Genomic DNA, 26,714 nt, shown 5'->3' on the forward strand with positions numbered 1-26,714 from the left:
ACTAATAAAAAGGATTACCATAACCATGGCGGGAAAACCAAAAAGCAATCGCCGCGAACAAATTCTGCAGGCGCTAGCGCGCATGTTAGAGACCAGCCACGGACAACGCATCACCACTGCAAGCCTAGCCAAAGAAGTAGGCGTATCAGAAGCTGCTTTGTATCGTCACTTTCCCAGCAAAGCTAGGATGTTTGAAGGGCTAATAGAGTTTATCGAAGAAACCTTGCTATCACGCATTAATCTGATTCAGGAAGAACAAAAAGACACCTTAAATCGCTGCCAGCACATACTCATGCTGTTACTGGGCTTTGCCGAGCGTAACCCAGGCTTAAGCCGCATTTTAACTGGCGATGCCTTACAAGGTGAGCACGAGCGTTTGCGTGCTAGAGTCAGTATTTTGTTCGACAAAATTGAAGTGCAACTTAAACAAGTATTACGCGAGCGTAGGTTACGTGAAGGACAAGGCTTCTTAATTGAAGAAAACAGCCTAGCTACCTTGTTACTGGCCTATACCGAAGGACGCATTAGCCAATACGTGCGCAGTGAATTTAAGCTAGAACCTACCGCCCAATTTGACACTCACTGGGGCTTTTTAAAGCAGCAGCTAGTGCAAAGCTAAGCGCTTAATAGGCCTGCTAAATCCCCCGGCAGGCCTTAAACCTTTCTGTAAAAAATCTAGACACTTGTTTGTATTAAAAAAGCTGCTAAATTTGTAGCTAATTTCACTCCATAAGAAGGCTTAACACATGGACGTATTTACCGAAGGTACCAGTTGGTTTGAGAACAACCAAGACCTGCTAATGCAATACGCAATCAACATTGCTGCTGCTATCGCCATTTTGTTTGTTGGTATGATCGTTGCGCGCGTAATGGCGTCAAGCGTAGAAAAACTAATGAACGCACGCAAATTAGACACAACCATTAGTCACTTTGTTGGCTCAATGGTGAAATACATCATTATTGCCTTTGTGATTATTGCTGCGCTATCACGCATTGGTATTCAAACTGCTTCGTTTGTTGCCATTATTGGTGCCGCTGGTTTAGCTGTTGGTTTGGCCTTGCAAGGGTCATTGTCTAACTTTGCAGCAGGTGTACTTATTATTGGTTTCCGCCCATTCAAAGCCGGTGATTTTGTAGAGATTGCGGGTACAGCGGGCTCGGTAGCATCAGTGCAAATCTTCACCACCGTGTTAAAAACGCCTGACAACAAACAAATTGTTGTACCAAATGGCGCGGTATTAGGCGGTAACATTGTTAACTACTCTACCCATCCTACCCGTCGTGTAGACTTGGTGGTTGGAGTTAGCTACAACGCCGATTTAGCTAAAACTAAAGCGATATTGCGCGAAGTATGTGAAGCAGATTCTCGTGTATTAAAAGATCCAGACATCACTATTGGTGTAAGCGAATTGGCCGACAGCTCAGTGAACCTAGTCGTTCGCCCATGGGTAAATAGCGCTGATTACTGGGGAGCTTACTTTGACCTAAACGAAAACATCAAAGTGGCTCTAGATAATGCTGGCATCGAAATTCCATTCCCACAAATGGATGTTCACTTGGATAAAGTCGCCAGCTAATAGGCTGCTTTATACCAAATAAAAAGCACAGCCTAGGCTGTGCTTTTTTGTATTCTATATTCGCCTAGATATCATCTAAGCGATGGGTGGCATGCACCATTTGCTGTTGGCGTTTTTCTTGATGTTCAATCAAGTTAGCTAAAAACTGCCTCGCCCCTAACATGGTTAACTCATCTTTAGCTAAGCGTAATAAGCTTAAAGACTGCTCACTAAGCTCCAAGGCTAAATTGCTTACATCATCACTGCTAATATCGGCTGGTTGACTCAGTTTAGCCATATAATCCAATAAATCTTTTTCCACGCGAATGTCGGTCCAAGTCTCTAACAACTCAGGTTTGGCCAGGCTAATAAAATCCTGTAAATGCTCGGCGTTTTCTCGCTCTTGATGCTGCAGGTAAGCCAGTAACATGCGCACTCTCTCTGCATCGCTATTTAACTCCAAGCGCCGATATAAGGCCATCATTGCTTCGCGGCACGATACAAAGTGCTCCAGTAGCAGTTTTAGTTGATTAAATCGCATATCAGCTCTCCCGTGTAACTGGTGATAATTACAGTGTAGAAGCTAGCTTTTCATCTGTTTTAGCTAAGCAATCTTGGCTTGATTTACATCAAAATGCACCGCCACCAAAACGCAAAGTTGAGAGTTATCGCAAGCTTTAATCAAGCAAGTAATTGTTAAGCAGTTCGTCAGCAAATTTGCTAAATTATTAACTAAACCATTGATATAGGTTAGCTACATGAAAAAGCTCATGGATTGGAGCAAAAAGAACAACTTCTACTTTCTTACCATTGCTTTGGTGGGTTATATCTTTCTCGCCGCTTGCTTAGATCAATTCTGGCAAGGAGACGGTTTTAGGTTTTTACAAATAGCCATGGTACTGGTGCTAGCCGCTGGAGTGTGGCAGGCCAAAGGCAAACGCTTATGGTATGTAACGGGCATCGGCTTCTTATTCACCACCTCGGTACTAGCATTTTTTAGTTATTGGTTTGAAGCAGAAGGCTTAGTGAGTTTATACCTCACCATTGTGTTCTGTTATTTGGTATTAACTACCTGGACAGCTTTGAAACAGGTGCTATTTACCGGCCACATAGATAGCAACAAGATCGTGGGTGCAATCTGTATCTTTTTATTGATAGGCCTAGGCTGGGCGCATTTATATACCATTTTAAACTTTTGGTTAAATGACGCATTTAACGGGGTGCCCAAAGAGCATTGGAGCACCCAAATGACCGACTTCATCTACTTTAGCTTTGTTACGCTAACTACCCTAGGGTACGGCGAAATCACCCCTAATACGCCTATCTCCCGCTTTTTTACTTTTAGCGAAGCAGTGTTTGGCCAGTTCTACATGGCAATATTGGTAGCAAGCTTAGTAGGCGCAAGAATGTCGGAGCGCGAGAGCGAACGAGATTAGCGAAACCAAGGCTGCTTAGGCAGAGACTAAACAGCCTTTAAGCAGCCAATAAGTCAGTGGCTAGTTTTGTTTGGTGGCTATCATCATCGCAACAACACGTAGCGATAATGCCACCAGCATAAGAACGCTAGGCCCGCTTACCCCCTGCGCTTTAAGCAAGCTGGTATTGTTTTGAATCACCATGGTATTGCTGGTATTAGCTGCAGTAGACGCGCTTTTAGCCAAGCTTTCTAAAGAGCTTAACAGCTGTTCATAAGAGCTAACCTCACCGGCTAACATGTCCATCAACTCATAAGCTTTTTTGTCTTTAAACGGAGATTTAACCGACTCATCCTTAAGCTGTTTTGCAATCTTCTTCATCGCGCTGTTCACAGCCTCTTCTAAGCCATTCATATTAGCCAATTTGCTATTGGTTGATTGCTTAGCGCTAAAACGATGCTGCGGCGCAGCCTGTTTTTGTTGAGCCTTACCAAAGTGCTGCACATTACTTTTAGAGGTTTTAATGGTTTTACTTAAATGCGCTAATTTATCGGCAACCGCTTTCACTTTTTGCTCCCACTGAGCGTCGGTGTTGCGGTTTTTAATGGCGGTTAAGGCGTTTGACACGAGGATAGAGATTTGAGTTTTGGTGGCATTTAGTTCAACAGACATGAGACTTCCTTAGTTCTCTGAATTACATGCAAATATCCGAATTAGTGAGGTATTAAACCCCAAGCCACGCTACTCTATCTTTTAAAAACAAAACCATCAATACGCTAATGATAATTAACGTATTTTAGGTACAAAAAAGGCGACTTAACAAAGCCGCCTTAGGTTTAGATATTATAAATGCTAAGCAATGCCGTATTGCTCGCGATAAGCGCTCACTGCCTCTAGTGCTGTTTGATTATCACCTTGTTCTTCTAAGTAGGTGATTAAATCAGCCAACTTAACAATCGAAATAACCGTAGCGCTGTAATCGCGTTCAACTTCTTGAATTGCCGACAGCTCGCCTTTACCTTTCTCTTGGCGATCTAAGGCAATAAGCACACCGGCTAACTCAGCGTTGTGAGCATTAATAATGTCCATAGATTCACGAATCGCAGTGCCAGCTGTAATTACGTCATCCACCAACATTACTTTGCCAGCTAACTCAGAGCCAACCAAGCTGCCGCCTTCGCCATGAGTTTTAGCTTCTTTGCGATTAAAGCAGTAAGGCACGTCTTTACCGTGGTGCTCATCTAAAGCTACAACTGTTGTGGTTGCGATAGGAATACCTTTATAAGCTGGGCCAAATACCAAGTCATAATCAATATTTGAGTCTTGTAGCGCCGCAGCGTAAAACTTGCCTAAACGGTTTAAATCTCGGCCTGTGTTAAATAAACCAGCATTAAAGAAGTACGGGCTAGCTCGGCCAGACTTTAAGGTAAATTCGCCAAACTTTAATACGCCTTTGGCTAAAGCAAATTCAATAAACTCTCGTTGATAAGCTTTCATTTTTCTCTCTCAATTACTTAGCTAGGGCTTCGCGCTGGGCAATGTTAATTTGGCTAATACCCTCTTTAGCAAAGGCCAGCATTTCTAATAATTCTTCGTGGCTAAACGGTGCACCCTCTGCAGTGCCTTGCACTTCAATCATGTTGCCGTCTTCACACATAACAACGTTCATGTCGGTTTCGGCTACGCTGTCTTCGGTGTATTCAAGGTCACACACTACTTTGCCATCAACCACACCTACCGATACTGCAGCAATAAGCTGCTTAAGAGGGCTAACTTTTAGTTTCTTCTGCTCCATCATCCACCAAATGGCATCTTGCAAGGCTACGCAAGCACCAGTAATAGCCGCAGTACGCGTGCCGCCATCGGCTTGAATAACATCACAATCCACTACAATGGTGTATTCGCCAAGCGTTTCTAAATCAACTGCAGCACGCAGTGAGCGACCAATTAAACGTTGGATTTCTTGAGTGCGACCACTTTGCTTACCACGAGCAGCTTCGCGTCCCATACGGCTATGGGTAGAGCGCGGTAACATACCATATTCAGCGGTAATCCAACCTTGGCCTTTACCTTTTAAGAAACGTGGCACACCATCTTCTACCGAGGCATTACATAGCACTTTAGTATCGCCAAACTCGACCAAAACAGAACCCTCGGCGTGCGCCGTGTAGTTTCGAGTAATAGTAATTGGACGCATTTGTTCAACAGCTCTTCCGTTCGGACGCATGGTAATAACCCTGTAATTTAAAATTCGCGACTATTATATAGGCTTTTATCGCACTTGGTCACGCCTAGACTGACTAAGCGCCCAATAGCCGCTATAATCGAGCAAATTTATTAAGGGCATTCAACTATGATCCACAGCATGACAGGCTACGCACGCCACCAACTTAAAGGCGATTGGGGCAGTGCAACATGGGAAATTCGCAGCGTAAACCAACGTTACCTAGAAACTTACTGGCGCATGCCAGAACAGTTTCGCTCCCTAGAGCCTGTGCTGCGTGACAAAATCCGCAAGGCCCTACAGCGCGGTAAAGTTGAATGTAACCTACGCTTCGAGGCCGACCAAGCCAGCCGCGGCGAACTGCAGTTAAATAAAGCCTTAGCCGAGCAACTTATTCAAAATGCCGAATGGGTACAGCAGCAAGCGGGCGGGCAAATTAACCCAGTAGACATACTGCGCTGGCCTAGCGTAATGGAAACTCCAGAGCAAGACGCCGACGCCATTAGCAAAGAGCTACTCGCAGGCTGGCAAGAAGCGCTAACGGCGTTTATCGAAAGCCGTGCCAGCGAAGGGGCAAATACCGCGGTAATGATTACCACCCGCCTTGATAAAATTACCGAGCAAGTGGCCTTTGTACGCGAGCAAATGCCAGCCGTTATGCAATGGCAACGCGAGCGCTTAAAAACCCGCCTAGCCGATGTGATTGACGAGCTAGACCCACAGCGCATCGAGCAAGAAATGATTATGGTAGCGCAGAAAATTGATGTGGCTGAAGAGTTAGATCGCCTAGATTCACACGTAAGCGAAACGCAAAAAATCCTTAAAAAAGGCGGCGCCTGCGGCCGACGCCTCGATTTTATGATGCAAGAGTTTAACCGCGAAGCAAACACCCTAGCGTCTAAATCGATTAACGCCGAGATTACTCAAGCAGCTGTAGAGCTTAAAGTGCTAATCGAGCAAATGAGAGAACAGATCCAAAACCTCGAATAAACTAATCATAACCATAGCCTCAAAGCCTCTTACTCAAAGAGGCTTTGTTACTTTCAACCTCGGCTATGCTGTGCTTTTGCAAACAATCTCGATTAAACCTTGCTCTATAGCCTAGAATCATTACAGTGTGCCTCCCTTTGCTACTTTCGGCAGTTTTCTAGGATTATTATGAAAAAGACTTATCCGCTTACTCACCCCAAGCTTAAATTAGCGCGCATTGTTGAAGCCGCTAAGCATGATGCTAAAAAATATATTCGCCGCGAGAAGAACAAAACCTTGCCTGCCGGTGCCGATTTTTGGGCCTTTGATTGTAAGTATGGCCCAACTCAAGAAGAAGCAGAAGAGATCCATGTTTCGCAGATTAACGCTTGTATGGATAAAGCCGAGCTGCAGCAATTGCCATCGTTTTACTTAGAGATTATGGCAAAACCTGCCAATCGCCCAGAAAGGCCAGATGTGGAAGAATCGTCAGACCTTGACGATATAATCGCTAACGCAGAGCAAGAGCTAGATAAAGACGCCGAGTAACACTAGGTTTTCTAGATGATAGCGCTATATTTATGCGGCTCCTAACTAACAATAGTGCTACAGATAAAACTTGCATTAACCTTGCGTTTCTCGAAAGAGTGGGACTCCATTTAGCATTTTAGTCTAGGCGAGTAACTGGCTATTGAAATTGGCTCATGTATAGAACTGTATAAGGCAAAGTCCTAAAGTAACTATACTGATAAATCCCTATAAAAATTGGCTACCTTTTATAGTGGCATGCGATACCCCAGTAACTTATAATGCATAGAACCTTTTACGCCACTTTTGGGGTAAGAAGATCTGCTTACTTTTTGACCTTGATTTCCACCGAGAACCAAAACCGAGCTCCCGAGATCATTCAGAAAAAAACCTACATGACCTCCACTTACATTTTGGCTAACTCTTGAGAAAACCACTATACAGCCGAGTTCTGGATCATCAATTTCCTGCCCCCAATTCAACCAACTTTTAGCCCAAGCAGAATCTGTACCTAATCGACCAGTTTGTTCCATACACCAATTAGCAAAAGACGAACACCAAGGTGTGCTGTCCAGCTTAGCACTTGCTCGGTCGAGCGTAGTACTTGCGTGATATTCTAGTATTCTGGGATTATTACCAGCTCCTCCCACTTCAGTTACTCCTTCTTCCCTCAAAGCTACTTGGAACCAATCAGGGTACTCCTGACCAATATTCGCTGCAGCTAACTCAGCATGAACAGTATCCAACTCATCTTTACGAGGAACTAAAATGATCTGACCAACGTAGATAAGATTTGGGTTATCTATATCTGGATTCTCGTCGAGCATTTGGCTCAATGTTATCCCATAGTGTCGTGCAAGCGCTCTAAATGTATCTCCACGACGAATGACGTAAGGTTTAACTTTCATACTAAAGTACTCCTGAGTAAAATAGGCCTCCTTTAAAGTTAGCTGATCCTAATTGCTATATTAGCTTTTTTGACAATGTGCTTGAAAACTTCATCAGGGTATCTTTTGCCAGTACTTACCAATAATCAAAGCTGTTCAGCCAAGTGCATTCAGAATTATTGGGTCTTAGAGGGAAACGCAAAGAACACTATTCGCTTTTGCTACTTTGTCTGTTGCAAAAACCGATGTGAAAATATAGTTAATTCCCCACTTTTATAGTGAATAAGCATTCTTAATGCGCCCAAATTAAACTGGACAAAAACTTGTATACGTTCTATTTATTTCTTAGTACAAATAAGTAAGTTATCAACGCTATAAACTTTTCCTCTCTTTTAAACAGATACGAAAAAGGAATTTCAATATGTCTGTTAAAACCCCATTTTTGGTTTTCATTACCATTGGCTTTTTGACTAGTTGTTCTACTTTCCGGCCACACTCTAACCCTTATAAAACAGATAATGGTATCTTTGCTTCGTGTATAGATAGCGACAAAATTTCAGGAGCAAGTCAAAGAGCCGATTTCTACCGATGTCACTATACAAATATCTTAAATGATAGAGTCTCATGGGACAGAGGAAGTGGTATCGCAATAGCTACTGCACTTGCCGTAGCAGGATATAAGGGTATAACTGATGGTAGTAAGTCGAATATCGCTGGCTTATTAGCTGGCGCAGGCGGGGTTTATGCTGTTAACCAAATCCTCGCACTAGATAAAACCTCAGCAGTGTATGCCGCGGGAATAAAGGCTATCAGTTGCGTAGAAGCAAAATACCCTCAAGTGAGCTCGCAAAGGTCAGATGGAGCTTACGAAACTTTCCCCAAGTTATTAAGTGACACGAAATCCACTATTGATAAAAAATTCAAAAAAGTAAAACAGTGTAACCACCCCTATGCCCCTACCGTTGAGTCTGCTTATCTACAACTTTTTAATCATTTAGCAGTGATGTCCTATACGTTTTCAGAACAAGATGCCAAAATGAGTGCCGAACTAAACCATATCGATGCGAAAGTAAAAGCTGAAGTCAACCAGTTGCTGCCAAATATAGAATCAATTTATAAGATCGCTTCAACACGACATGATCTAACAATTTCAGAAACGCCCCCTTTAGCTGAGGAAGACTTTCGCAAAAGTTCACTTGTCAAAAATGTTCAAGATAGAGAAAAAGAGTGTTATCAAATTGCTCAAGATTCTTATAATGCCGACCTGAAAACTGTACAAGCGCTTTTAGTCAGTTACAAAAAAATCGTTGGTGCTCAACAAGGGTCTCAATCAGCGCCAATGTGCGAACTGATAATTAACAAAGAAATGCAGGTGGGTGATGGCACCACTAAGAACTACGAACTGAAAGTAAACGATCCTATGAATATCCCTGTCTTCAACGCAGATAACATTCGCGCATCTAGTTCCAATGAGAAGACTCTTAAAGCGAGTATAACTTTCAAATCAACCGATGGTTCGCTTCAACTCACTTTAGAAGCTATTAGTATTGGTAACGCGGTAGTGTATGTGACAGACAGTGATAAAGGCAACACTGTTTCTTTGCAAGTCACTGTTAACTAAAAATGCAGTTGGGTGATGACACCACTCACAAAAACGAACTTAATAAAAACAACAATAAGACAATATCTATCTTAAACACAATTAACGTTGGCACAACTAGTAGCAATAAGAAGGCCCTTAGAGCAAGTATAACTGTCGGCTTAACCAGCAGTGCACGCCAACACAATTTGCAAGCTATTAATACGGATGACGCGACAGGGAGGTTGAGAGACAAAGATACTGGCTACACAGTATATCTGAACATCAAAATAAAATAATAAAACTAACGAATCAGTCGCCGAGATTATGGAAAGCTACACTTATCAAAGACTTAAAAAAGCCGCTTTTCAAGCGGCTTTTTAGTTCTTACATGCTAAGCACTAACGCACTGTTAGGCTTATTGCCGCAGGGTCGGAGGCATCTAGTATAAAGTCATAGCTGCCTGCCACTGCAGGGGTAAAGCTTAAGTTTGCTCCACCATCGAACAGTTGCAGCGGTAACTCTGGGTTTACCAGCGTTTCTGTACCACCACCAAGATTGATGCTAGTCCAATCAGGATCGGCTAACTTGAACAAGTAAGTTTGCGCGTCTAACTGCACAGTAATCTCGTATTTTCCGCTACCGTGATAAAGCATTTGGCTATCTGGGCCAGCGGCCCAGCCATTCATGTCACCGCGCAGGTAGACCGCCGTATAACCATATGGAGAAAACTCCTCATCAGCAGCAACAATAAGTACTGGATTTTCAGGGTCATCAGCCTGGAGTGCTATTCTAAGCGGAGTTGCCTCTTCGAGAGTAATGCTTAAGTTGCCACCACCTGACTCAAGCGTTTTAAAACTTGAGGCATCAAACTCTCTACCATCTACACCTGCACCAAAGTTTAAATTAGCCCAAGTAGCGTCGGCCACTTTGAACTCGGTGGTTCCAGCAGGGAAGGTGACGCTAACATCGTAAGTATCCGCGCCTTTAAACTCAAAAGCTAAGCTAGTATCCCAGCCATTTAGATCGCCACGTAGGTATACAGTTTCGCTGTAAGGCTGAGCAGGCTCTTCGCCGCCCACCAATAGGAACTTAGCTTCAAATGGCGCTAGCTCTATCCCAACCATTCCACCTACAAACGCATATTGATCGTCACTCTGCAGATCTTGGAAAGTATTGTGGTTACTCAGTCCCATAAAGGTTGTTGGTATTTCCACTAACTCAGTGGTTGCGGCCATATTAGCAATGTAGAGAACTTGCTGTTCACCTAGGCTCTTCATATCGGCGTATAACTCACCAACACTCAATACACTTAGGCGTTCACCTTGGCTAAGCGCAGGATAATTAGCGCGAAGCTGCATAAGTTCGGCGATGTAGTCGCGAAGCTCTGCTTGTTGGGCATTAGCGGTAAATACTTCACCGCCTTGCTCGCTGGCTAATCCTTCCACTTTACCGCTAGAACGAGATACATGGTCATCACACAAACCTGCAATTGCTCCAACGCCGCCGTCACTCGCACAATCTAACCTTTCTGCAAAATTAGCCACTTCATCACCAATCTCATCACCATAGTACAAGGTAATAGGGCCAGTGTACGCAGCTAAGAAAGCGTAAGCTGCTTTGTGGCGTTGCCAGTACTCGGCATCACTAGGCTCGGCGATACCTGCACGTTGCAGTAAATCACCAAAACGAACTACATCGTGGTTGGTAATCATTAAGTTAGGGATGGCGTGCTCTGGGTATACTGCATGGGTATCAAATATACCTGCAAGTGTAGAGGCATCTGTAAAGAAGAAGCCGTCTTCTTGAGCAGCAAAGTTTTGCACCACACGATAGCGACCAGGGAAGTCGAAAGCGCTACATAAACCGTGTTGCTCATTGGTTCCGTAGCCTGTTTCGGCAATTTGGTCTTCGCCAGACCAGATTTCGGCAACCATGTAACCCAGTGGGTTAACGGTTTCGCCATTCATCTGGTAGCTTACGCCTTGCGAAGCTTCAGCCACCGCTTGGCGGATCTCGCCCCAAGCGCCTACCGGTACTTGATAGGCTTGGTCTAAACGCCAACCGTCAATTTTCAGCTCTTCGATCCAGAACTTGGCGACTTCTTTAAAGAAGGCCAAATCTTCTGGATACTCAGATCGGCGGCCAAGGCTACCTTGTGCAGGCCCTGTTTCGGTAACTGCTAGGCCGTTTGGCGATGCGTAGTCTTGAGCATTTGATTTAAAGTGACCAAATACACCATCGAAGAATACATACATGCCACGGGCGTGAGCTTCATCAACCAGGGTTTTAGCTAACTGCATATCACCAAAATTAGGGTCGATATTGAAGTAGTTGGTAGCAAAGTAACCTGTTGCATCTAAGCGATCTATCCAGTGCTCTTGGCCATCAACTGCTATCGTTTCAAACACTGGTGTTAGCCAAACGGCATTCATACCCAGTGATTGAATATAATCTAGCGAGTCGATAATGCCTTGCAAATCACCTTTGTGATGGCTGCTGCCATAACCAGTGCCGTAATCTGCATTACTGTCACCGTCGATAAAGGCTTCGGTCATTACTTGGTAAATACGCAAGTCGTTGAACTTAGCTTGATCTTCGGCAGCGCATTGGAAGGCAAGATAGTCATACTCTGGCTCTTCGCTATAACCTTGGAACGCTAGTAGGCGAGTAGCATATTCGCGACCATCGGCAATAACCGCAACAGCACGCTCAGGGTAGTTAGTGAGGTTGAGTTGTAAATCAGCCTCTACGACTTTGTTTAACGCGCCATCTCGAATGATGTAGTTGAAACAACCATCTAGTGTGGCTAAGTCTACTTCCCAGTAAGGGCCGTATTCATCAACACCCGCGGGTGCGATGCTTTGATCGGCCCAGTCTAGTGTCATACTTGGATCTGCTGCGCTACAGCTAGCATCATTCCAAATGTACAGTGACCAACTGGCATATTTGATGTCTGGGTCTGTCACTGGCGACTCGGCATCAACAAAGCTAATTACCGCTTTTCCATCGGCCACTACTGGCTCTGGGATCTCGGTTTTAACCGTGCCAATTTCACACACATTTAAAGTGGCTTGGTCACCCGATACATCTAGGTTAAAGGCGTAACGACCTTCACTAAGGGTAATGCTGTTATTGCTTAAGCCTGCGTCACCACTTACTGCAAGGTACTCAACATCGGTTTCAAGCTCAATCAAGCTGTCGTCTTCCACCACAAAATACTGGGTGCCCCAATCGTCGGTGGCCAGCTTGAACATGAAGGTGCCGCTAAAGTCAGCCACCGCCTGATAAAGACCATTACCTTTATGACTAAAGGCGTAGGCCGCGTCCCAAGCCCAATCTGAGTTTTCACCACGAATGGCTAAGGCTTCAGCAAGTGGACCGTCTTCCGCCACAGTAGCTAGCTCACTACACACTGCGCCAACATCTGCAAAACTTACCGATAGACTAGGCGCTGCAATATCAGACGCATTAAGCGTAAAGGTATAATCTGATGACGCAGCTACGCTCAAACTTAGGTTGTCGTTACTACCCGGCTGCAAGGTTACGCTTTCGCCACCAGCCACTAAAGCTAAACCACCGCCCAAGTTAACCGTACTCCAATCGGCACTGGCTAACTTAAAGCCATAATCACCCGCAGCAAGATTAACGGTTTGGCTGTAAATACCACCGCCAATGTAGCTAAATGGTAAGTTCTCGCCCCAACCATTCATATCACCGCGCAGTAATACCGCTGTATCGCCATAGGGTGCTTCTTCAACTTGGGAAGTAATGCTTACCGTTGCGATGCTTGGGTCAGCCTTGTCTACGGCAAAGCGGATCAAGTATTGGCCATCTTCTGCAATGGTCACACTTAGGTTGTCAGCACCGGTAACAATTGGCAACGAACCTTGAGCAACAACAGCACTAAAGCCACCGTAGTTAACCCCTTGCCCGCCCCAATCTGCATCGGCAAATTTGAACTCGTAGCTGCCTGCCACTATTTCAACTAAGGCACTGTATTCACCGTCGTAGACGTACTCTAGTGGGTTGTCGGTAGACCAACCATTCATGCCACCACGCAGGTACACCACGGTGTCACCAAAGGTAGGTTGGGCTGGGTCGTACTTATCAGTAACCGGAATACCCACTCCTTGCTCATTACCTTGTGGCAGAACAAATACTACGGTGCTGTAGGCAGGTACGTTAATCGCAGTGCCGTTAACACTTGCCGAGGCTAGTACAGAATCCACCGACTGCACTTGGCTAGGGTGTAGCTCTAAACCGGCAATGCCAGTATCAAAACCAACAAGATCTGCACCTGCGTTAAAGGCGATTAAGATAGCATCGTAGTTAGGGTCAAGATCTTCAAGGCCGGCACCGTCATTCACCGACATTAGAATTAGACCCGGCGTTTGCGCGCTGCCCATGTTGTGGTAATCCACACGAGTAGTAATCGCCTCTGCGCTACCCAAACCAATCAATGGTGTGGCGTTACGCAGTGCTAGGTACTCGTTGAATACCGCTTTAGCTTGGGCAATATCTCCAGCTGCTACGTCGGTGCTTGGGTCGGCAATAATCTGACCAATTAGTGGGTAGTTTCCGTCTAGGCCATCTTTACCGTAACGGGGTAAACCCACATTCCAGTTATTGTCTTGAGCGGTGAAATCTACCTTGTTGTACCAATCACCCGAGTCGTAGCTGTCTCGCTCCATAGATTTAGAACGAAGAACATCAGAGCCCATGTGAATAAACGGTACGCCTTGGCCTAGTAGCGGGAAGCTCAAAGCAAAGCTTTGCGCACGCACGCGATCGCTAGGGCTCATACCGCTTGGCAATTTGTACTGGTTAATGTCCCACAGTGTTTGGTTGTCGTGCTTAGAAACGTAAGACACAGCCTCCAAAGGAGAGGCAGTATAACCAGCAGGTTGGCCGTTATAGTCAACTTCGCTACCCGTAACTACTTGGTCATTGGCATCGATTAGCTTAAAGCTAGACAACAAGCCTGCCAGCTCTACCCGTGCTATGTCGGTATGCTGTAACAATACTAGCTTGGTGGCTTCATCACTGGCATTTAGCTCATTGGGATCATGGAATAAACCATTGGCTAAACCTTGAGAACCGCGAATCGCTTCGGCGCTATCAAATGGGCTGCCGCCACGAACTACGTCGCGCATCCGATCGGAGAATGAACCAATGCCGGTTCCAGCTAAGTTAAGCTGGGTTGCTTGAACAAAACGAGCATCGTTTTGTACTTCACCAAAATTCCAACCTTCACCGTAGAAGTAGTTGTCTGGATCTGCCGCTTTAACCGCCGCTAAAGATTCTTCCATAGCCGCTAAAGGCTGATGCCCCATGAGGTCAAAGCGGAAGGCATCGATGCCGTAATCACGCGTCCAAATAACCAAAGTGTCTTTCATCAATTTGGCCATCATGGCATGTTCGGTGGCAGTATTATCACAACAGGTAGAGGTTTCTACCGCACCAGTAATGGCATTGCGACGCTGGTAATAACCAGGAACCACTTTATCCAGCACTGATTTATCGTTTAGGCCAGAGGCATTAGTGTGGTTATACACCACGTCCATGGCTACCCGTAAACCCATTTCGTGCACCGACTGCACCATGGCGCGGAATTCTTTAATTCGCGCAAAACCATCTGGGTTACTGGCATAGCTGCCTTCAGGTGCGCCAAAGTGGAATGGGTCGTAACCCCAGTTAAAGCCGTCTAACCAGCGTAATGAGTCAACAATGTCGTCGGCACATTCGGTGCTAGGGTCACAGGCTTCTAATAAGTCGGCAATCACCGCACCATTAGATTCAACGCCACACAAGGCATTGTCTGGCTGAATACTACATAACTTGCCTACAGTGTCGCTAATTTCAACACGGCGCTTCTCGTCTTCTTCAACGGTGGCAATGTCAAAAGCAGGCAACAAGTGAAGGTGGGTAAGGCCAGCTTGTTTTAGCTCGGCAAGGTGCTGCATTGGCGCAGAATCTAGCTCCGTAAAGGCTAGGTACTTACCACGGTTTTCTTCACTAGTTGATAGGTCATGCGCACTAAAGTCACGTACATGGGCTTCGTAAATGCTCATGTTAGTCATAGGCAGCTCAGGCACTACGTGAGAATCCCAACCGGCTGGCTTGGTTTTACGGTGCTCTAAATCAACAACTTGTGAATACAGAGAGTTAGTCGCCAAGCTTAGCGAGTAAGGGTCGGTTACCTCTAGCGTTTCTACTTCACCAGAAGCTGGGTGATAAACCTCTACCACGTAACGATAATATTGTCCGTGTTTAACTCGCGTATCAACCAACCAAGTACCTAAGTCTGCTTGCCACTCCATTGAGTAAGCACGCTTGGCTTTTTTACGTTTGTTGTAAGTTTGCAGAGTTACCGATTGAGCCGTTGGTGCCCAAAGTTGGAATTGATAACCTTTTTGGCTGGGGCTTACGCCTAGCTGAACAGCATCATCATTGGCCGCGGCATATAAGCTATCTAACGCGCCAGCAAACTGCACCTCGGTAGTTTTATACACATAACCTTCGGCGGTAAGCGCCATCGCAACCACTTCGCCTTTCAGCAAGCTCTTTAGGTTTGCATCATCTGGTAGTTGATAAGCAGAGCTAAAGTCTAGGTGAGGGAAGGCGGCTTGCGCTTCATCACTCACTTGACCCGGCTCTAGCATCACCATTTGGTATGCGCCATCTACTGTGCCATCACTGTTTACCGTAAAGCTACCATCGGCAGAGGAGTACAAACGTACATAATCTGCAGCAATAGCGTCTGCCCACACCAAGGTATTTGCATCAACCAAGTGGGCCGAGGCATTAATAATGCCCAAACCAGGAGGGTTAGTACTCCAAGCCTCTTCTCGGCTATCAAATATCTGGCTATTGCCTTGAATAACGCTCACACTGCGATCGGTGAACTGGTCAAAAGAAATAGCTAAATCAGCATCAATTAACTTAGAAAGGCTACCGTCACGAATAATCACGTTGGCACAGCCAGACTCTTTGTTTAAATCCACTTCCCAGTAGGGACCATATTGATCATGACCTGCTGGTACCAGAGATTGATCGGCCCATTCGGCATTTAATGCCGACTCAGCAATGGCATCACAAGCAGCGTTGTTCCATAAATGAAGCGACCACGAGGCGTAATCGGCTGCAGCATCTTCACGAGTGGCCGCTGCTGGGTCAATATAGTTCAAACGCAGCTGATTTGGGCCAGCCAGTGCTAACTCTGTTGGCGGTGTAAGGTCAATATCGGGGTTAGCAACAGGTGGGAAATGCGGCTCCCAAGGCTTGTCGACACAGGCAACAACAAGCTGCATGTAGTCTTGTTCGGCCATTACGTCTTGTTCGGGGGTAACCGTACAAGATTGCGTCATCGGCTCGTCAACAACCGCAACGGTAAAGGCTTGCTCCGCTGGTAATTTGGTTTTAAATACAAAAGGACCATCTTGAGTGATGGCCAATGGTTTTTTCTCGTTTAACTGTAGGCTTAACTTGCCGTTTAAGCCCTCTACTTCTCCGCCAACGTTATAACACGCCGTTAAGAGAAGCGATCCAGCCACTACTGCTGAATGCTTTGTCCACCCGCTGAATAAAATCATCTACAACATATCCTTGTTGTGTTTGGTTTGCTGCCAGTAAGTCTTCCTACTACTTAATGGGCTCTGGCAGATTAGCTGCCCTAACAAGGGCAAAACGGCACAAAGATAGTTCAGCCTGAATGAGATTTTTGTGACCTAGCGCGCCCTTTGAAACTTTGCAAAAAAGCCAGAAAATCAGCTAAATACGCCCAAGCTAGGCAGTGCCTGATAGAAAACGCTTTCAAAGCTAAGTAAGTTTTTTTACTTTTCTTATCAATAAATCCCCAGCAATCAAACAAAGCTGAACACAGTTATTGATAGTTAGCTGTACGACCTAGCTGCATGCTAAATTTTGGGCTGTTTTTTACGGTTATTTATAAGATTAAGATGTACTTAAAAACAGCCCTACGTAGCCTAGCCAGCTATGCCTTATTGTTTGCTCTTTCCTTACCTTCTCTTGCGCTTGCTAATGGCAATCAAAGCATTGAGTCATTCACCACCGCCAAGCGACTTTTACTGCAACAGGTATACGCGGAGCCAAGTACCCGTAAAACACTGTATTGCGAGGCTAAGTTTGATGAGAATAAAAATGTCACACTTAATTCTGGTTTTGCTACCGGCAAATATCTTAACCGATTAAGACGTTACGAGACCGAGCACGTTGTGCCAGCAGAGAACTTTGGCCGCAATTTTGTTGAGTGGCGTGAAGGCCACCCCAAATGTGTCAATTCAAAAGGCAAAGCCTACAAGGGCAGGCGCTGTGCAGAAAAAACCAATGCCGAATACCGCTTAATGCAAGCAGACATGTACAACCTGTATCCGGCTATTGGCGCGGTAAATGCGGCGCGCTCTAATTACAACTTCACTATGTTAAGTACTCAGCAATCTAGTTTTGGTAGCTGCGATATGCGTATAGAGAACCGTAAAGTACAACCGCCAGAATCCGCGCGAGGGCCAATAGCACGCAGTTATTTATATATGGATGCCACTTATAGCCGATTTACCATGAGCAGCAGTCAACGCAAGTTAATGCAAGCTTGGGACAAGCTTCATCCGGTTAGCGCTCAAGAGTGCCAAAGAGCTGAGCTAATTGCGCAAACTCAACAAAACAACAATCCCATTTTGGCGTCGCGTTGTATAAATCTTGAGAACTAAAACCCTAAATTTGTGCTGTATATGGAATTTGCAAATAGAGATATTCTTATAATTGCGTAGTACAACCCTTTATAAAGCATGGATTTAGTGAATAATACCAAGGTAAAGTTTTTGTTCTGTCCACGCTAAAGCACACTATGAATCAGCAACAACGCGACATTTATTACCCGGTACTATTTCTGATCTCTTTAGGGTTGGTGCTTTGGCAGTACCTAGGCATGGAGCGACACCTTAATTACTCACTAAACGAAGAATCACCTATCTCTCTTTCTACTCAGCTCGCCGATGGTCGTGTTGGCAAAGGCTTGTTATTGCGCCAACAAAACAAAGCCACGCTATTTTGCAATATCTCCAATAGCCAGCAACCCGATGCCTGTGCTTTGCAGTTAAAGTTAGTGGAAAATAATCAAGCAGGCATCACTCTGGCCAACTTCGAAAACATCCAACTAAATCTGTCCTTTCAAAGCACCGCACCAGATTCCATTTGGCTACAAGTATTTACTCAACACAATGCAAAACATCTACACCTATACCAACAGAGCATTTTGCCCAAGCAAGGGCGCGCGAGTTACAGCATTGATGTAGATAACTTATATCAGCCCTCTTGGTGGCAGTTTGCCCAGGGTGAAGATCAGCACTCGCAGCAAGATGCTAAGATCACCTACATTAGCTTGCTCACTGGTGACAATACTCAGGATAAAAATATTGAGTTATCGCTCCATTCAGTCCAGTTTTCTGGCAAATGGTTGCAAGCCAAAGATTTATATTTGGCCTTGTTGGGGATTTGGTTAGTCAGTATTACTTACGCTTTTTTTAGTGTGACCCGTGGGGTAAAAGAGCAACACCAGCAATCAAATAAACACGCGCTAGAGCTAAATAAAATCAATAGTTACCTGAGCATTGAGCGCGATAACTACGAATTCATGGCCAAAACCGACCCGCTTACCAGCTGCTTTAATCGCGCCGGTTTGAGCAGCATTTTTGGCGACATCATTATCGAATACGCTGAAATTGGTATGCCTGCTAGTATCGTCTTATTCGACATAGACCACTTCAAAAAAATCAATGACCAATACGGCCACGACGAAGGCGACAAAGTACTGGTTAATCTAGCAAATTTGGTGCGCCAGCAAATTAGAGAAGGCGATTACTTAGCCCGCTGGGGCGGTGAAGAGTTTTTGGTGGTATGCACCCATACCCGGCTAAAAGGAGCCTGCGCACTTGCTGAACACCTTCGCCAAAGTATCGAAAACACCATCCTAAGCGAAGAAACACGCATAACCAGCTCTTTTGGCGTAGCCGAAATAAACTCTGGCTTCTTAGAGCAATGGATAAAACGTGCCGACGAAGCTTTATATCAAGCCAAAGAAGGCGGCCGCAATAAGGTAGTTGCGGCAAGTTAAGAGCTAGTACAAGTAACTAAGCTTGCTCTTTTAAGCTCTGTTTTTTGATGATATCAACCCACCTCCAATGCGTTTTCCTCTTAGGCACCGCAAAGCCATTATTTGCACAGTACTGCGCTTACACAGCTGACTCATAAGCGGATGAGCGTCAATGAACGCAATGCTGTTTGCCAATAAAAAAGGCGCTGGTGAGCGCCTTTTGTCAATCACGTGTCAACCCATATCAGGACGGGTCATATGAAACCTAAAACCTAAGGAGGACTTAACTCCAACAACTTGGCGTCGGCACTGGCTGAATCTAAGAAACCATAGAAAGTAGTATCTCCGGCATCCCAACCCGTTTTCGCTTCAAAAGAACCGTTATCCGAATCAGCAGCAGTGATTGGAATGATATTTTGGAAACCAGATTGCTTGAGGAATAAAACGCCAGCTTTCGCATGAAACTCCCAGCCATTTGGCAAGCTTGTTAAGGTAGTAGTGGTAACTTCCCAGCCTTGGTTATCAAACTCATTCACTAGATACCACGTTCGCTCTAGGCCAAATTCATCAACAATAAGGCTCTCATTCAGCTGCAGATTATTATATGCATCTAAAGCTGGAATCACCGAGCTATCAATCTCAGCATAAGACTTACCCTCATCCATGGCTGCTCTCACTTTACCAGCTAAGTCTGTTACATCTTGACTATTCCACTCTCCGTAATCGTGACCAACCCAAATGCCAGTGTTGCCCTTCTCCCATACTCTTACCGATTGCCCAGCGTTATCAGCCGACAAGGTGAAGCTATAGTCATCCAAAGCAAAATGTTGATAAATGGTTCTGTTGATGGATAGCGATTCGCTTATTTGAGTCTCAGTAGATTGCCAATTATTAAACTCTATGCGCTCCCCTGAAGCGTCCAATTCTGCAGCATCTTTGCTACTGTTAATAACATAGCGTCTACCACTTTGCTCTGTAACAACTTCTCCATTCTCAACTTTCTTGGCTAGGGTATTCTCTGACCAATAGTCCGTAAGCTGCCATGGTGAGCTATAAACATAATGCGAATACTCTTCAAAGTTCTCCGTATCCGACATCAACATTGGGCCAGTAGTGCTTTCTACATTTGACAGCGTACCGTCTTCACAAGCTGAAACTGAGATAGCTCCTTTGTCCAAGTTAGCATTTAGTTCAATAGCGACTAAATAAACACCCGGAATATCGCTGTTGCCGAAAGACATTGAACTTAGTCCTTCAGGAGAAGCTAGTATATGCAACTCAGTTTGTTCAGGGCTGCCATCTCCACGATAATCAGATGAATGAAACAGCGAAGTAAATTCTAGGTTTTCATCTAATGTAGAAATTTTAAAGTCAAAATATTGAAAAACATCAGCAAAGACTTTAGCTTGATAAGTATTGTTACCAACATAGTTCAGTTTGTGGCTATCAAGAAATGCAGTGGCATCTTCACCGCCATCAAACGTCCCTCGTATGTACACTTCCTGTTGAAGCGGACCCAATTCATCCAATGACTCCAAATCACAACTTGCATGGTTTACATATCGGCCAACAAAATCAACAACCTCACTATCTACGGTAGTTTCCGCTATGGCGTACTTATCACGCTCAAAGGTTAATGGACTTACAGCAAATACCGAGCCGTTATCTTTTACTACATCAAACTCAAAACAGCCGTCGCCCACCTCAGTGTAAATATCAACATTGAACACTGCGCCCTGCACGTCAACCGAGCTAAGCGATATAGTCTCACCTACAGCGCTTTTGTCGGAATAAGCTTTGGTTAAGCTATTACATATGCCAGCATTTTCAGCTCGCAGGCTATAGCTTGCATATAGCGCCTCTAATTCAGCTTGGTTTAAGCCAGCGGTTTGCTCGCTAGGAAGAATAAACAACACGCTCACTTGCTCACGCGGCATCGCAGCTTCTCTGGCGATCTCTTCAGCAATAAGCGCATCCAATTTAGCTTGAGCTTCTGCTTGATCTAAATAGCCATAAAACGTTTGATTCGGATCCCAATACATTTGAGATTCGAAGTAACCCGTATCAACATCAGCATCAACCAACGGCACTGAGGTATAATTGTTACGTGAATAATCGTTACCACTGGTATCCAGCTCAACGATCATTCCACCAGGGACAACGTTAAAGCGCCAGCCGTTCGGTAGCTGTTCTAAACCTGTCTCTTGTAGCTCCCACTCCCCTTCAAACTGGTTGACTAAGAACCACGTTCTTACATCGCCATTTTCTTGGTAAACAAAACTATCGCTAAAACGCAGTACGTTATAAGCACTCAAGCCTGCAACCACACTTTCATCAATTTCAGCGTAAGATAAGCCACTATCTAAGGCGGCTTTAATTTTACTATCGAGTTCCTCGATATTCGTAGAGTTCCATTCAGGGTAGTCATGGCCAAGCCACAAACCCGAAGCTCCTTTCTCCCAAACTTTAACTGCTTGGCCAGGCTCTTCTTTAGTAAATGAATAGTTATCCAAGCCGTAGTGGTGATACTCGTTAAACTCTAAACTTAGGGTGTCAGATAGATCTGTTGTCGTATATTTCCAATCCTGAAACTTAATAGCTTGGCCATCAGAACCTAATTCAGCCATCCTGGTGTCATTGCTATATACATAACGCCCACCAGAACCTTCCGATACCTTTAAGCCATCAACTACTTTGCTTGATTCTTGGTAATCTTCCCAATAATTAGTAAGCTCACCTCTATCCCAACGGTATTGCGCATACTCTTCAAATACACCATTGATGCAACAAGTATAAACACTACCTCGTTGAGTGAACTCTCTTTCACCGTTTGGCGTTAGCGTTTCTTTGGTATAGTCATTTATCGTTCCATCTGCTGAAGAATCTCTCAGCTCCTCATTCGAAACAGAGCCGTCAGCAAAAGAGGTGGTCACTTGGGTTCTTCTAAAGTAAGGCTCTAGCTCTTCTTTATCTAAAGATTCACTGATTCTAGTTTTTACCTGTTCACCGCTTTCTAAGGTCTCAGAAGAATGTGTAACTCTTTGAACCCATTCAATTTGAGAAAGGTTTCCAGCATTAACAGCTGCTTCAATATCTATATCATCAAAGCTTTCATCATCGTCATAGCCACCTTCGTCAATTGAAGAAGACTCATCATGATATGCTAGGTATGAAAGCTGACCAGCTTCATCATGGGTTCCAACTCGATAAACTCGCCCTTTAAAAGTTCGAAGGTTGTCTTGGTTTAAATCGGTTTCCCAATAAAAATGAGCGGTATAAACCCCATCAGCTAAATAGTTTTCTGTCCAAGACTCTTTTTCATAAATCAGTGCTTCCTGATCCTCATCTAGCTTCCTTTTATAGTTAGCATCGGTGAGGTAACTAACGGACTCAGCCTCTACTTTTTTCGTACCATCGTCTAATAAGGTAGTAATTTTGCTTTGTTCAACTAGGAAGTAATCTTCTTTCCCAGTAATCCAGTTTTTTCGACTGCTTCGCTGGGTGGTAACCTCTACCGTTTGGTTATCTTCCAAATCTTGTTTAAGTTCTTGCTCTTTTTTAGCTGCTTCTTGGCGTTCGGTGGTGCGCTCTATCGCCTCTTTCGCTAAGGCTTCTTTAATCGCTTCACCAACATCATCAGACAAGAAGTCGCCTAAAATCACATCAAGGCCACCATCTAAGCCTAAGTCACCAATCACCTTGGTTTTTGCAACCATTAGCTCCTGGTCAATTTGTTCGCTGGTTACAGAACCGCTAGCTAACAAAATTAGGCTCTCTTTTAACTCATCAACAACCAAAGAGGTAAACGGGGAAATCGCGGCTCCAGTAGGGTCAATGCTTTCATCTAAGTCAACCAATGGAGGAGCAGAAAGCACGACTGGATTTTCAGAGAAATCTTCACCGGTATCTATATCTGTAGCTCCTTCGCCTAACAAGGCACGAATAGGCGCCGATTTTAAGCTGCTGATGTCGGAGCCTTTTAATGCCAAGGTGTAAGCACCGGTATTATCACTAATAGCGCTAGGCTCATCCTCGTCAAGTTGACCATTTAGGTTAAGGTCAAGAAAAACAACCGCACCAGCTACATAACCATCAATCACTTTGCCGCTAAGAGCCATTACCCGGTTTACCGTAAGCTCAAACGGCGCAAGAGAAGCAGTTTCACTGCCATCACTTACACTAATAACAATATCTGAATAGGCGCTAATATCTGTCCGAGCGGGTGTTCCTGATAATTGACCGGTTGCTTCATCAAAGCTTGCCCAAGCAGGCTTGTTGGTAATCGAAAATGTTAGTTCATCGTTGTTTTCGTCGCTGGCAGTTGGAGTAAACGCAAATGCTACCCCCTCATCTATGCTCGTTTGCGGCGTACCACCAATATTGGGAGCTACATTTACAGGGGTTGAGTCGCCTCCACCACCTCCACCACACGCGGTTAGCGAAAGCGAGACAGCGATCAGCGAAGCCAACTTCGACTTGGCATACTTCATATTTAGAGTCCTTTCCAAAACTTGCTATTGTAAGTAGTAATTTTTATTAGAGTTTTTAGCCTAAAAAAAGGCCATTAACATCAACATGCTACAAATAAGAAATGAGTTAACAAGCATACAAAAAGGAAAAATGCTGTTATTTAGCGTTATGTCAAAAAATAAGACAAATAAACCCACAGAAAGATGATTTACCGCAATTGAGTGATTGGCAATGGTTTAAAAAAGTGCCGCTATTTAAACTAGCAGCACTTGATAAGCCTTTAAGAAAAACAAGCATTAAAGCTAAAACAAATGATGAACTTACAAAGGATTATCTGGGCAGTTGCCGCTAATGTACAAAGGTACGCCAATGCTGGGCTCTATGGGTATTAGCACGGCGCCATTGGTGGCTTGTGGCCCCCAATATTCTACCGGTAAGCTTGCTTGTAAGCCTTGTGCTAAGGGGTAATCACAAAACCCACTACTGTCACTTGGCGCATTATCGCTGTAGTTGGCTAAAGTGGCGAGCGCTTCAAATAAGGCCACTCGATTTATCCAAATTTGTTTGCTCAGAAAGCTTGGGTCCGGTAGGCCTGGATTAACGCCAATTTGTGGCTGACCAAGATGCACAGCTGTAACGTCGGCACGCAAATCTTGTACAAAATTTACTGTCTCCCAACCACCAGCCGCCGCTCCAATATGTTGATAATTTGCTGTCGCGCCGCTACTAATATTTCCAGCGCCAAGTTGAACCTGAGAAAAGCGCCCGGTTGAACCTACAAATACCCGGTCGACTTTTTTCATCACTTTCACCGCCAAGCTTTGCGCTAAAAACTGTTGCGGTGAGCCCGGAAGTGCATCGGCAAAGGGACTTAACAATCTAAAGTTATGGGCGGTTTGGCCATGTAAGCAGTTAACGGTGGGTAGCTGCCCCAATACTTGGGCTGGTTTGATGGAGATAAAATCTAATTGGCAGTCGGTTTTTTGTAAGTCGCCGTGTAAATCAAGAACAACTTCAGGCTGAAAGGCTAATGCAGCAGCAACCATGGCTTGGCTTTCTAGCGGGCGAATGGGTTTATCTAAAGTCACATGATGATAGCGGTTCAAATCGTAACCTCGGCCGACAATACCGACAAAGTCTGCTTCTGAGTTATCGGCAAAGGCGCCGCCTGCCATGGGATCAACATTTTGGCGAATGAGCGCACAGTCATTATCGATCACCGTTCCCGGAATAGGATTCAAACTGCAATTATCTGGATCCGGTTCGCCGCCATCAGGGTTGGCACGCAATAAAACCAACAGATCTAAGTTAGCTAAGATGGTTTTAGTTTTGCGGCCAAAACCGGTGCTTAACCAACGAACAATACTCAAGGCTGCTTCGGTGCCCGCCGGCTCATTGCCATGTTGCTGAGTAATCACCATTACTCGAGTACCATTAGGGTTGCCCATGCGAATAGCCAACAGATCACGGCCTTGAGTGGATGTACCTACTCGCTCAGGGTTAACATTGCCACGACCACCATCATTAACGGTACACACAACAGCTTGACGAATACTGTCGGTTTCAACTTGTTCACCACAGACCTGATAATTGATGTTTAAATTTGCAGGAAGGGCTTGGTCAATATTTAACAAGCCACCGTTGTTTCCGTTAATAATTAACGGTCCTGTTTGCATTTTCACTCTAGAAAAGTAGGGCAAGTAACTCAGCTGAAATTGCAAATCTTGATAACGAGACAGTTGCCAATAGTCTTGGCTATTTGATTGCCAGTGTAACTGTGGGGTGGCACTAATTGAGGCACTAGCTAGCCCCCCAATCAGCAAAGCCCAAAGCTTACTTTTACTTAACATCCATATCACTTCACGCATGTTCATTGATCATCCCTGATTTTTTGATGCTGGTTGCATGGTCAACATCTTGTCAAAAATTAATCATAGAGCCATACGAGCTTAATGAGAACTAAGTTAGTAAGTTCTTCTAGGCTATTTACTGTATTTTTTCCTTTGCACTAAATCACTTAGCAAATTATTCACCCGATAGCATACGTACTTCGCGTTGTGGAAAAGGTATTTGCACACCCGCTTGTTGCAAGGCATTAAACACCGCCAGATTGGCGGCAAACTTAGTTTGATGAAATAACGGTGTTGGCACCCAAAAACGATAACTAATATTAATGCCACTATCGGCAAAGGCATCAATGCCCACCTTGGTAGCAGGGGCTTGCTGAACCTCGGCAATAGCCGCCAAGGTCTCTTCGATTAGGCTAATAACTTGCTCTGGATTGCTGCCATAAGCGATCGCTACCTCGCCTTCAACTAAGCTGTTTTGTTCGGTATTTTTAAGTATTTCGCCGACAATATGGCGATTAGGAATGGTCACTCGCTCGTTATCTTCATTAATTAGCACCGTGGTAGCTAAATTAATTTCTTCAACAATGCCGGTGTAGCCCTTTACGGTAATGGTGTTTTTAAGCACAAACGGTCGCGTGAGAATAATTGCTAAACCCGCGCCGTAATTAGACAAAGTACCTTGAATCGCCAAGCCAGCACCTAGAGAAATAGCACCCAATGCGGCCACAAAGGGGGTAATACTAATACCCAGTTTGCCTAAGGCAATGATCACCGTAATGCTAATTAACAGCACTTTCACCACATTGGCAATGAAGTTGGCGAGGGTGATGTCTAAACCTTTGTGCTCTAGGGTATTAAATAACCACTTAGCGACTTTGCCGGCAAACCATAAACCCAGTAGTACAATGATAATTGCACCCACCAGTTGGAAGCTATATCTCACTAAAAAGTCGACAATGGTTTGATATACCGATTCAAGTTGGGCGAGTTCTTGATCAATCATTTAGCGGTCCTTGCTATATTACAAATACACTGAGCATAGCGCCTGAATTATCAGAAGCTTAGTTATACTCTCTCAGTTAATTGTAGCTCGAAGCGATGCTTTTAGCAGCTTGAAATAAACCC

General features: G+C 44.7%; 17 protein-coding genes. 8 read left to right on the forward strand and 9 right to left on the reverse strand.

From position 1 onward, the window contains the following. Nucleotides 1–25 precede the first annotated feature (25 nt). Complete coding sequence (gene slmA / locus K5620_RS21105) at nucleotides 26–619, forward strand: nucleoid occlusion factor SlmA (protein ID WP_016400155.1); 594 nt, start codon at nucleotides 26–28, stop codon at nucleotides 617–619. A 127-nt stretch (nucleotides 620–746) separates the two neighbouring features. Then, nucleotides 747–1,577 (forward strand): small-conductance mechanosensitive channel MscS, encoded by an 831-nt coding sequence (gene mscS / locus K5620_RS21110; protein WP_016400156.1) that lies wholly within the window; start codon nucleotides 747–749, stop codon nucleotides 1,575–1,577. A gap of 64 nt (nucleotides 1,578–1,641) precedes the next feature. Here the strand turns inward: mscS and K5620_RS21115 are convergent, their stop codons facing one another. Further along, entirely contained in the window at nucleotides 1,642–2,097 is a 456-nt protein-coding gene (locus tag K5620_RS21115; RefSeq protein WP_016400157.1) for a hypothetical protein, read from the reverse strand. Nucleotides 2,098–2,314: 217 nt separating this feature from the next. Here K5620_RS21115 and K5620_RS21120 point away from each other — a divergent pair, with 217 nt between their 5' ends. After that, nucleotides 2,315–2,992 (forward strand): potassium channel family protein, encoded by a 678-nt coding sequence (locus K5620_RS21120; protein WP_016400158.1) that lies wholly within the window; start codon nucleotides 2,315–2,317, stop codon nucleotides 2,990–2,992. A 60-nt stretch (nucleotides 2,993–3,052) separates the two neighbouring features. Here the strand turns inward: K5620_RS21120 and K5620_RS21125 are convergent, their stop codons facing one another. The 3 genes from K5620_RS21125 to rph all read right to left on the reverse strand — a co-directional run bounded on the left by K5620_RS21125 (nucleotide 3,053) and on the right by rph (nucleotide 5,198). Further along, entirely contained in the window at nucleotides 3,053–3,643 is a 591-nt protein-coding gene (locus tag K5620_RS21125) for a hypothetical protein (RefSeq protein WP_016400159.1), read from the reverse strand. A gap of 180 nt (nucleotides 3,644–3,823) precedes the next feature. Then, entirely contained in the window at nucleotides 3,824–4,468 is a 645-nt protein-coding gene (gene pyrE / locus K5620_RS21130) for an orotate phosphoribosyltransferase (protein WP_016400160.1), read from the reverse strand. A gap of 13 nt (nucleotides 4,469–4,481) precedes the next feature. Continuing rightward, nucleotides 4,482–5,198 carry a ribonuclease PH gene (gene rph / locus K5620_RS21135; RefSeq protein WP_016400161.1) on the reverse strand — a complete coding sequence of 239 codons (717 nt, stop codon included), beginning with the start codon at nucleotides 5,196–5,198 and terminating at the stop codon, nucleotides 4,482–4,484. 126 nt (nucleotides 5,199–5,324) lie between these two features. On the opposite strand from rph, the gene K5620_RS21140 reads away from it, so the two are divergent. Together K5620_RS21140 and K5620_RS21145 are read left to right on the forward strand one after the other, a co-directional pair. Further along, nucleotides 5,325–6,185 carry a YicC/YloC family endoribonuclease gene (locus K5620_RS21140; protein ID WP_016400162.1) on the forward strand — a complete coding sequence of 287 codons (861 nt, stop codon included), beginning with the start codon at nucleotides 5,325–5,327 and terminating at the stop codon, nucleotides 6,183–6,185. A 168-nt stretch (nucleotides 6,186–6,353) separates the two neighbouring features. Beyond that, nucleotides 6,354–6,713: a DUF6172 family protein gene (locus K5620_RS21145; protein ID WP_016400163.1), complete on the forward strand. Its 360-nt coding sequence runs from the start codon at nucleotides 6,354–6,356 to the stop codon at nucleotides 6,711–6,713. A 227-nt stretch (nucleotides 6,714–6,940) separates the two neighbouring features. On the opposite strand, the gene K5620_RS21150 is transcribed toward K5620_RS21145, so the two are convergent. Beyond that, on the reverse strand, nucleotides 6,941–7,600 hold the full coding sequence (locus K5620_RS21150; protein WP_016400164.1) for a TIGR02594 family protein: 660 nt from the start codon (nucleotides 7,598–7,600) through the stop codon (nucleotides 6,941–6,943). Between the two features lie 400 nt (nucleotides 7,601–8,000). Between K5620_RS21150 and K5620_RS21155 the strand changes: the two genes are divergently transcribed. Beyond that, the gene (locus K5620_RS21155) at nucleotides 8,001–9,200 is read left to right on the forward strand and encodes a hypothetical protein (RefSeq protein ID WP_016400165.1); all 1,200 of its coding nucleotides are present in this window, start codon (nucleotides 8,001–8,003) and stop codon (nucleotides 9,198–9,200) included. Between the two features lie 359 nt (nucleotides 9,201–9,559). Here K5620_RS21155 and pulA read toward each other — a convergent pair whose 3' ends face one another. Further along, a complete protein-coding gene (pulA, locus tag K5620_RS21160) occupies nucleotides 9,560–16,753 on the reverse strand; it encodes a pullulanase-type alpha-1,6-glucosidase (protein WP_016400166.1) in 7,194 nt (2,397 codons plus the stop codon). Nucleotides 16,754–17,119: 366 nt separating this feature from the next. On the opposite strand from pulA, the gene K5620_RS21165 reads away from it, so the two are divergent. Further along, nucleotides 17,120–17,887, forward strand: a complete 768-nt coding sequence (locus K5620_RS21165; protein WP_016400167.1) for an endonuclease — start codon at nucleotides 17,120–17,122, stop codon at nucleotides 17,885–17,887. Between the two features lie 137 nt (nucleotides 17,888–18,024). Beyond that, the gene (locus K5620_RS21170; protein ID WP_016400168.1) at nucleotides 18,025–19,290 is read left to right on the forward strand and encodes a GGDEF domain-containing protein; all 1,266 of its coding nucleotides are present in this window, start codon (nucleotides 18,025–18,027) and stop codon (nucleotides 19,288–19,290) included. 251 nt (nucleotides 19,291–19,541) lie between these two features. Here K5620_RS21170 and K5620_RS21175 read toward each other — a convergent pair whose 3' ends face one another. From K5620_RS21175 to K5620_RS21185, 3 genes are all read right to left on the reverse strand, one after another. Further along, nucleotides 19,542–23,759, reverse strand: coding sequence for a putative Ig domain-containing protein (locus K5620_RS21175; protein ID WP_016400169.1), 4,218 nt, complete (start codon nucleotides 23,757–23,759; stop codon nucleotides 19,542–19,544). A gap of 300 nt (nucleotides 23,760–24,059) precedes the next feature. Further along, the gene (locus tag K5620_RS21180) at nucleotides 24,060–25,613 is read right to left on the reverse strand and encodes a M14 family zinc carboxypeptidase (protein WP_016400171.1); all 1,554 of its coding nucleotides are present in this window, start codon (nucleotides 25,611–25,613) and stop codon (nucleotides 24,060–24,062) included. Between the two features lie 151 nt (nucleotides 25,614–25,764). Next, entirely contained in the window at nucleotides 25,765–26,592 is an 828-nt protein-coding gene (locus tag K5620_RS21185) for a mechanosensitive ion channel family protein (RefSeq protein ID WP_016400172.1), read from the reverse strand. Nucleotides 26,593–26,714 lie beyond the last annotated feature (122 nt).

The sequence above is a fragment of the Agarivorans albus genome (assembly GCF_019670105.1).
GTDB classification, from domain to species: domain Bacteria; phylum Pseudomonadota; class Gammaproteobacteria; order Enterobacterales; family Celerinatantimonadaceae; genus Agarivorans; species Agarivorans albus.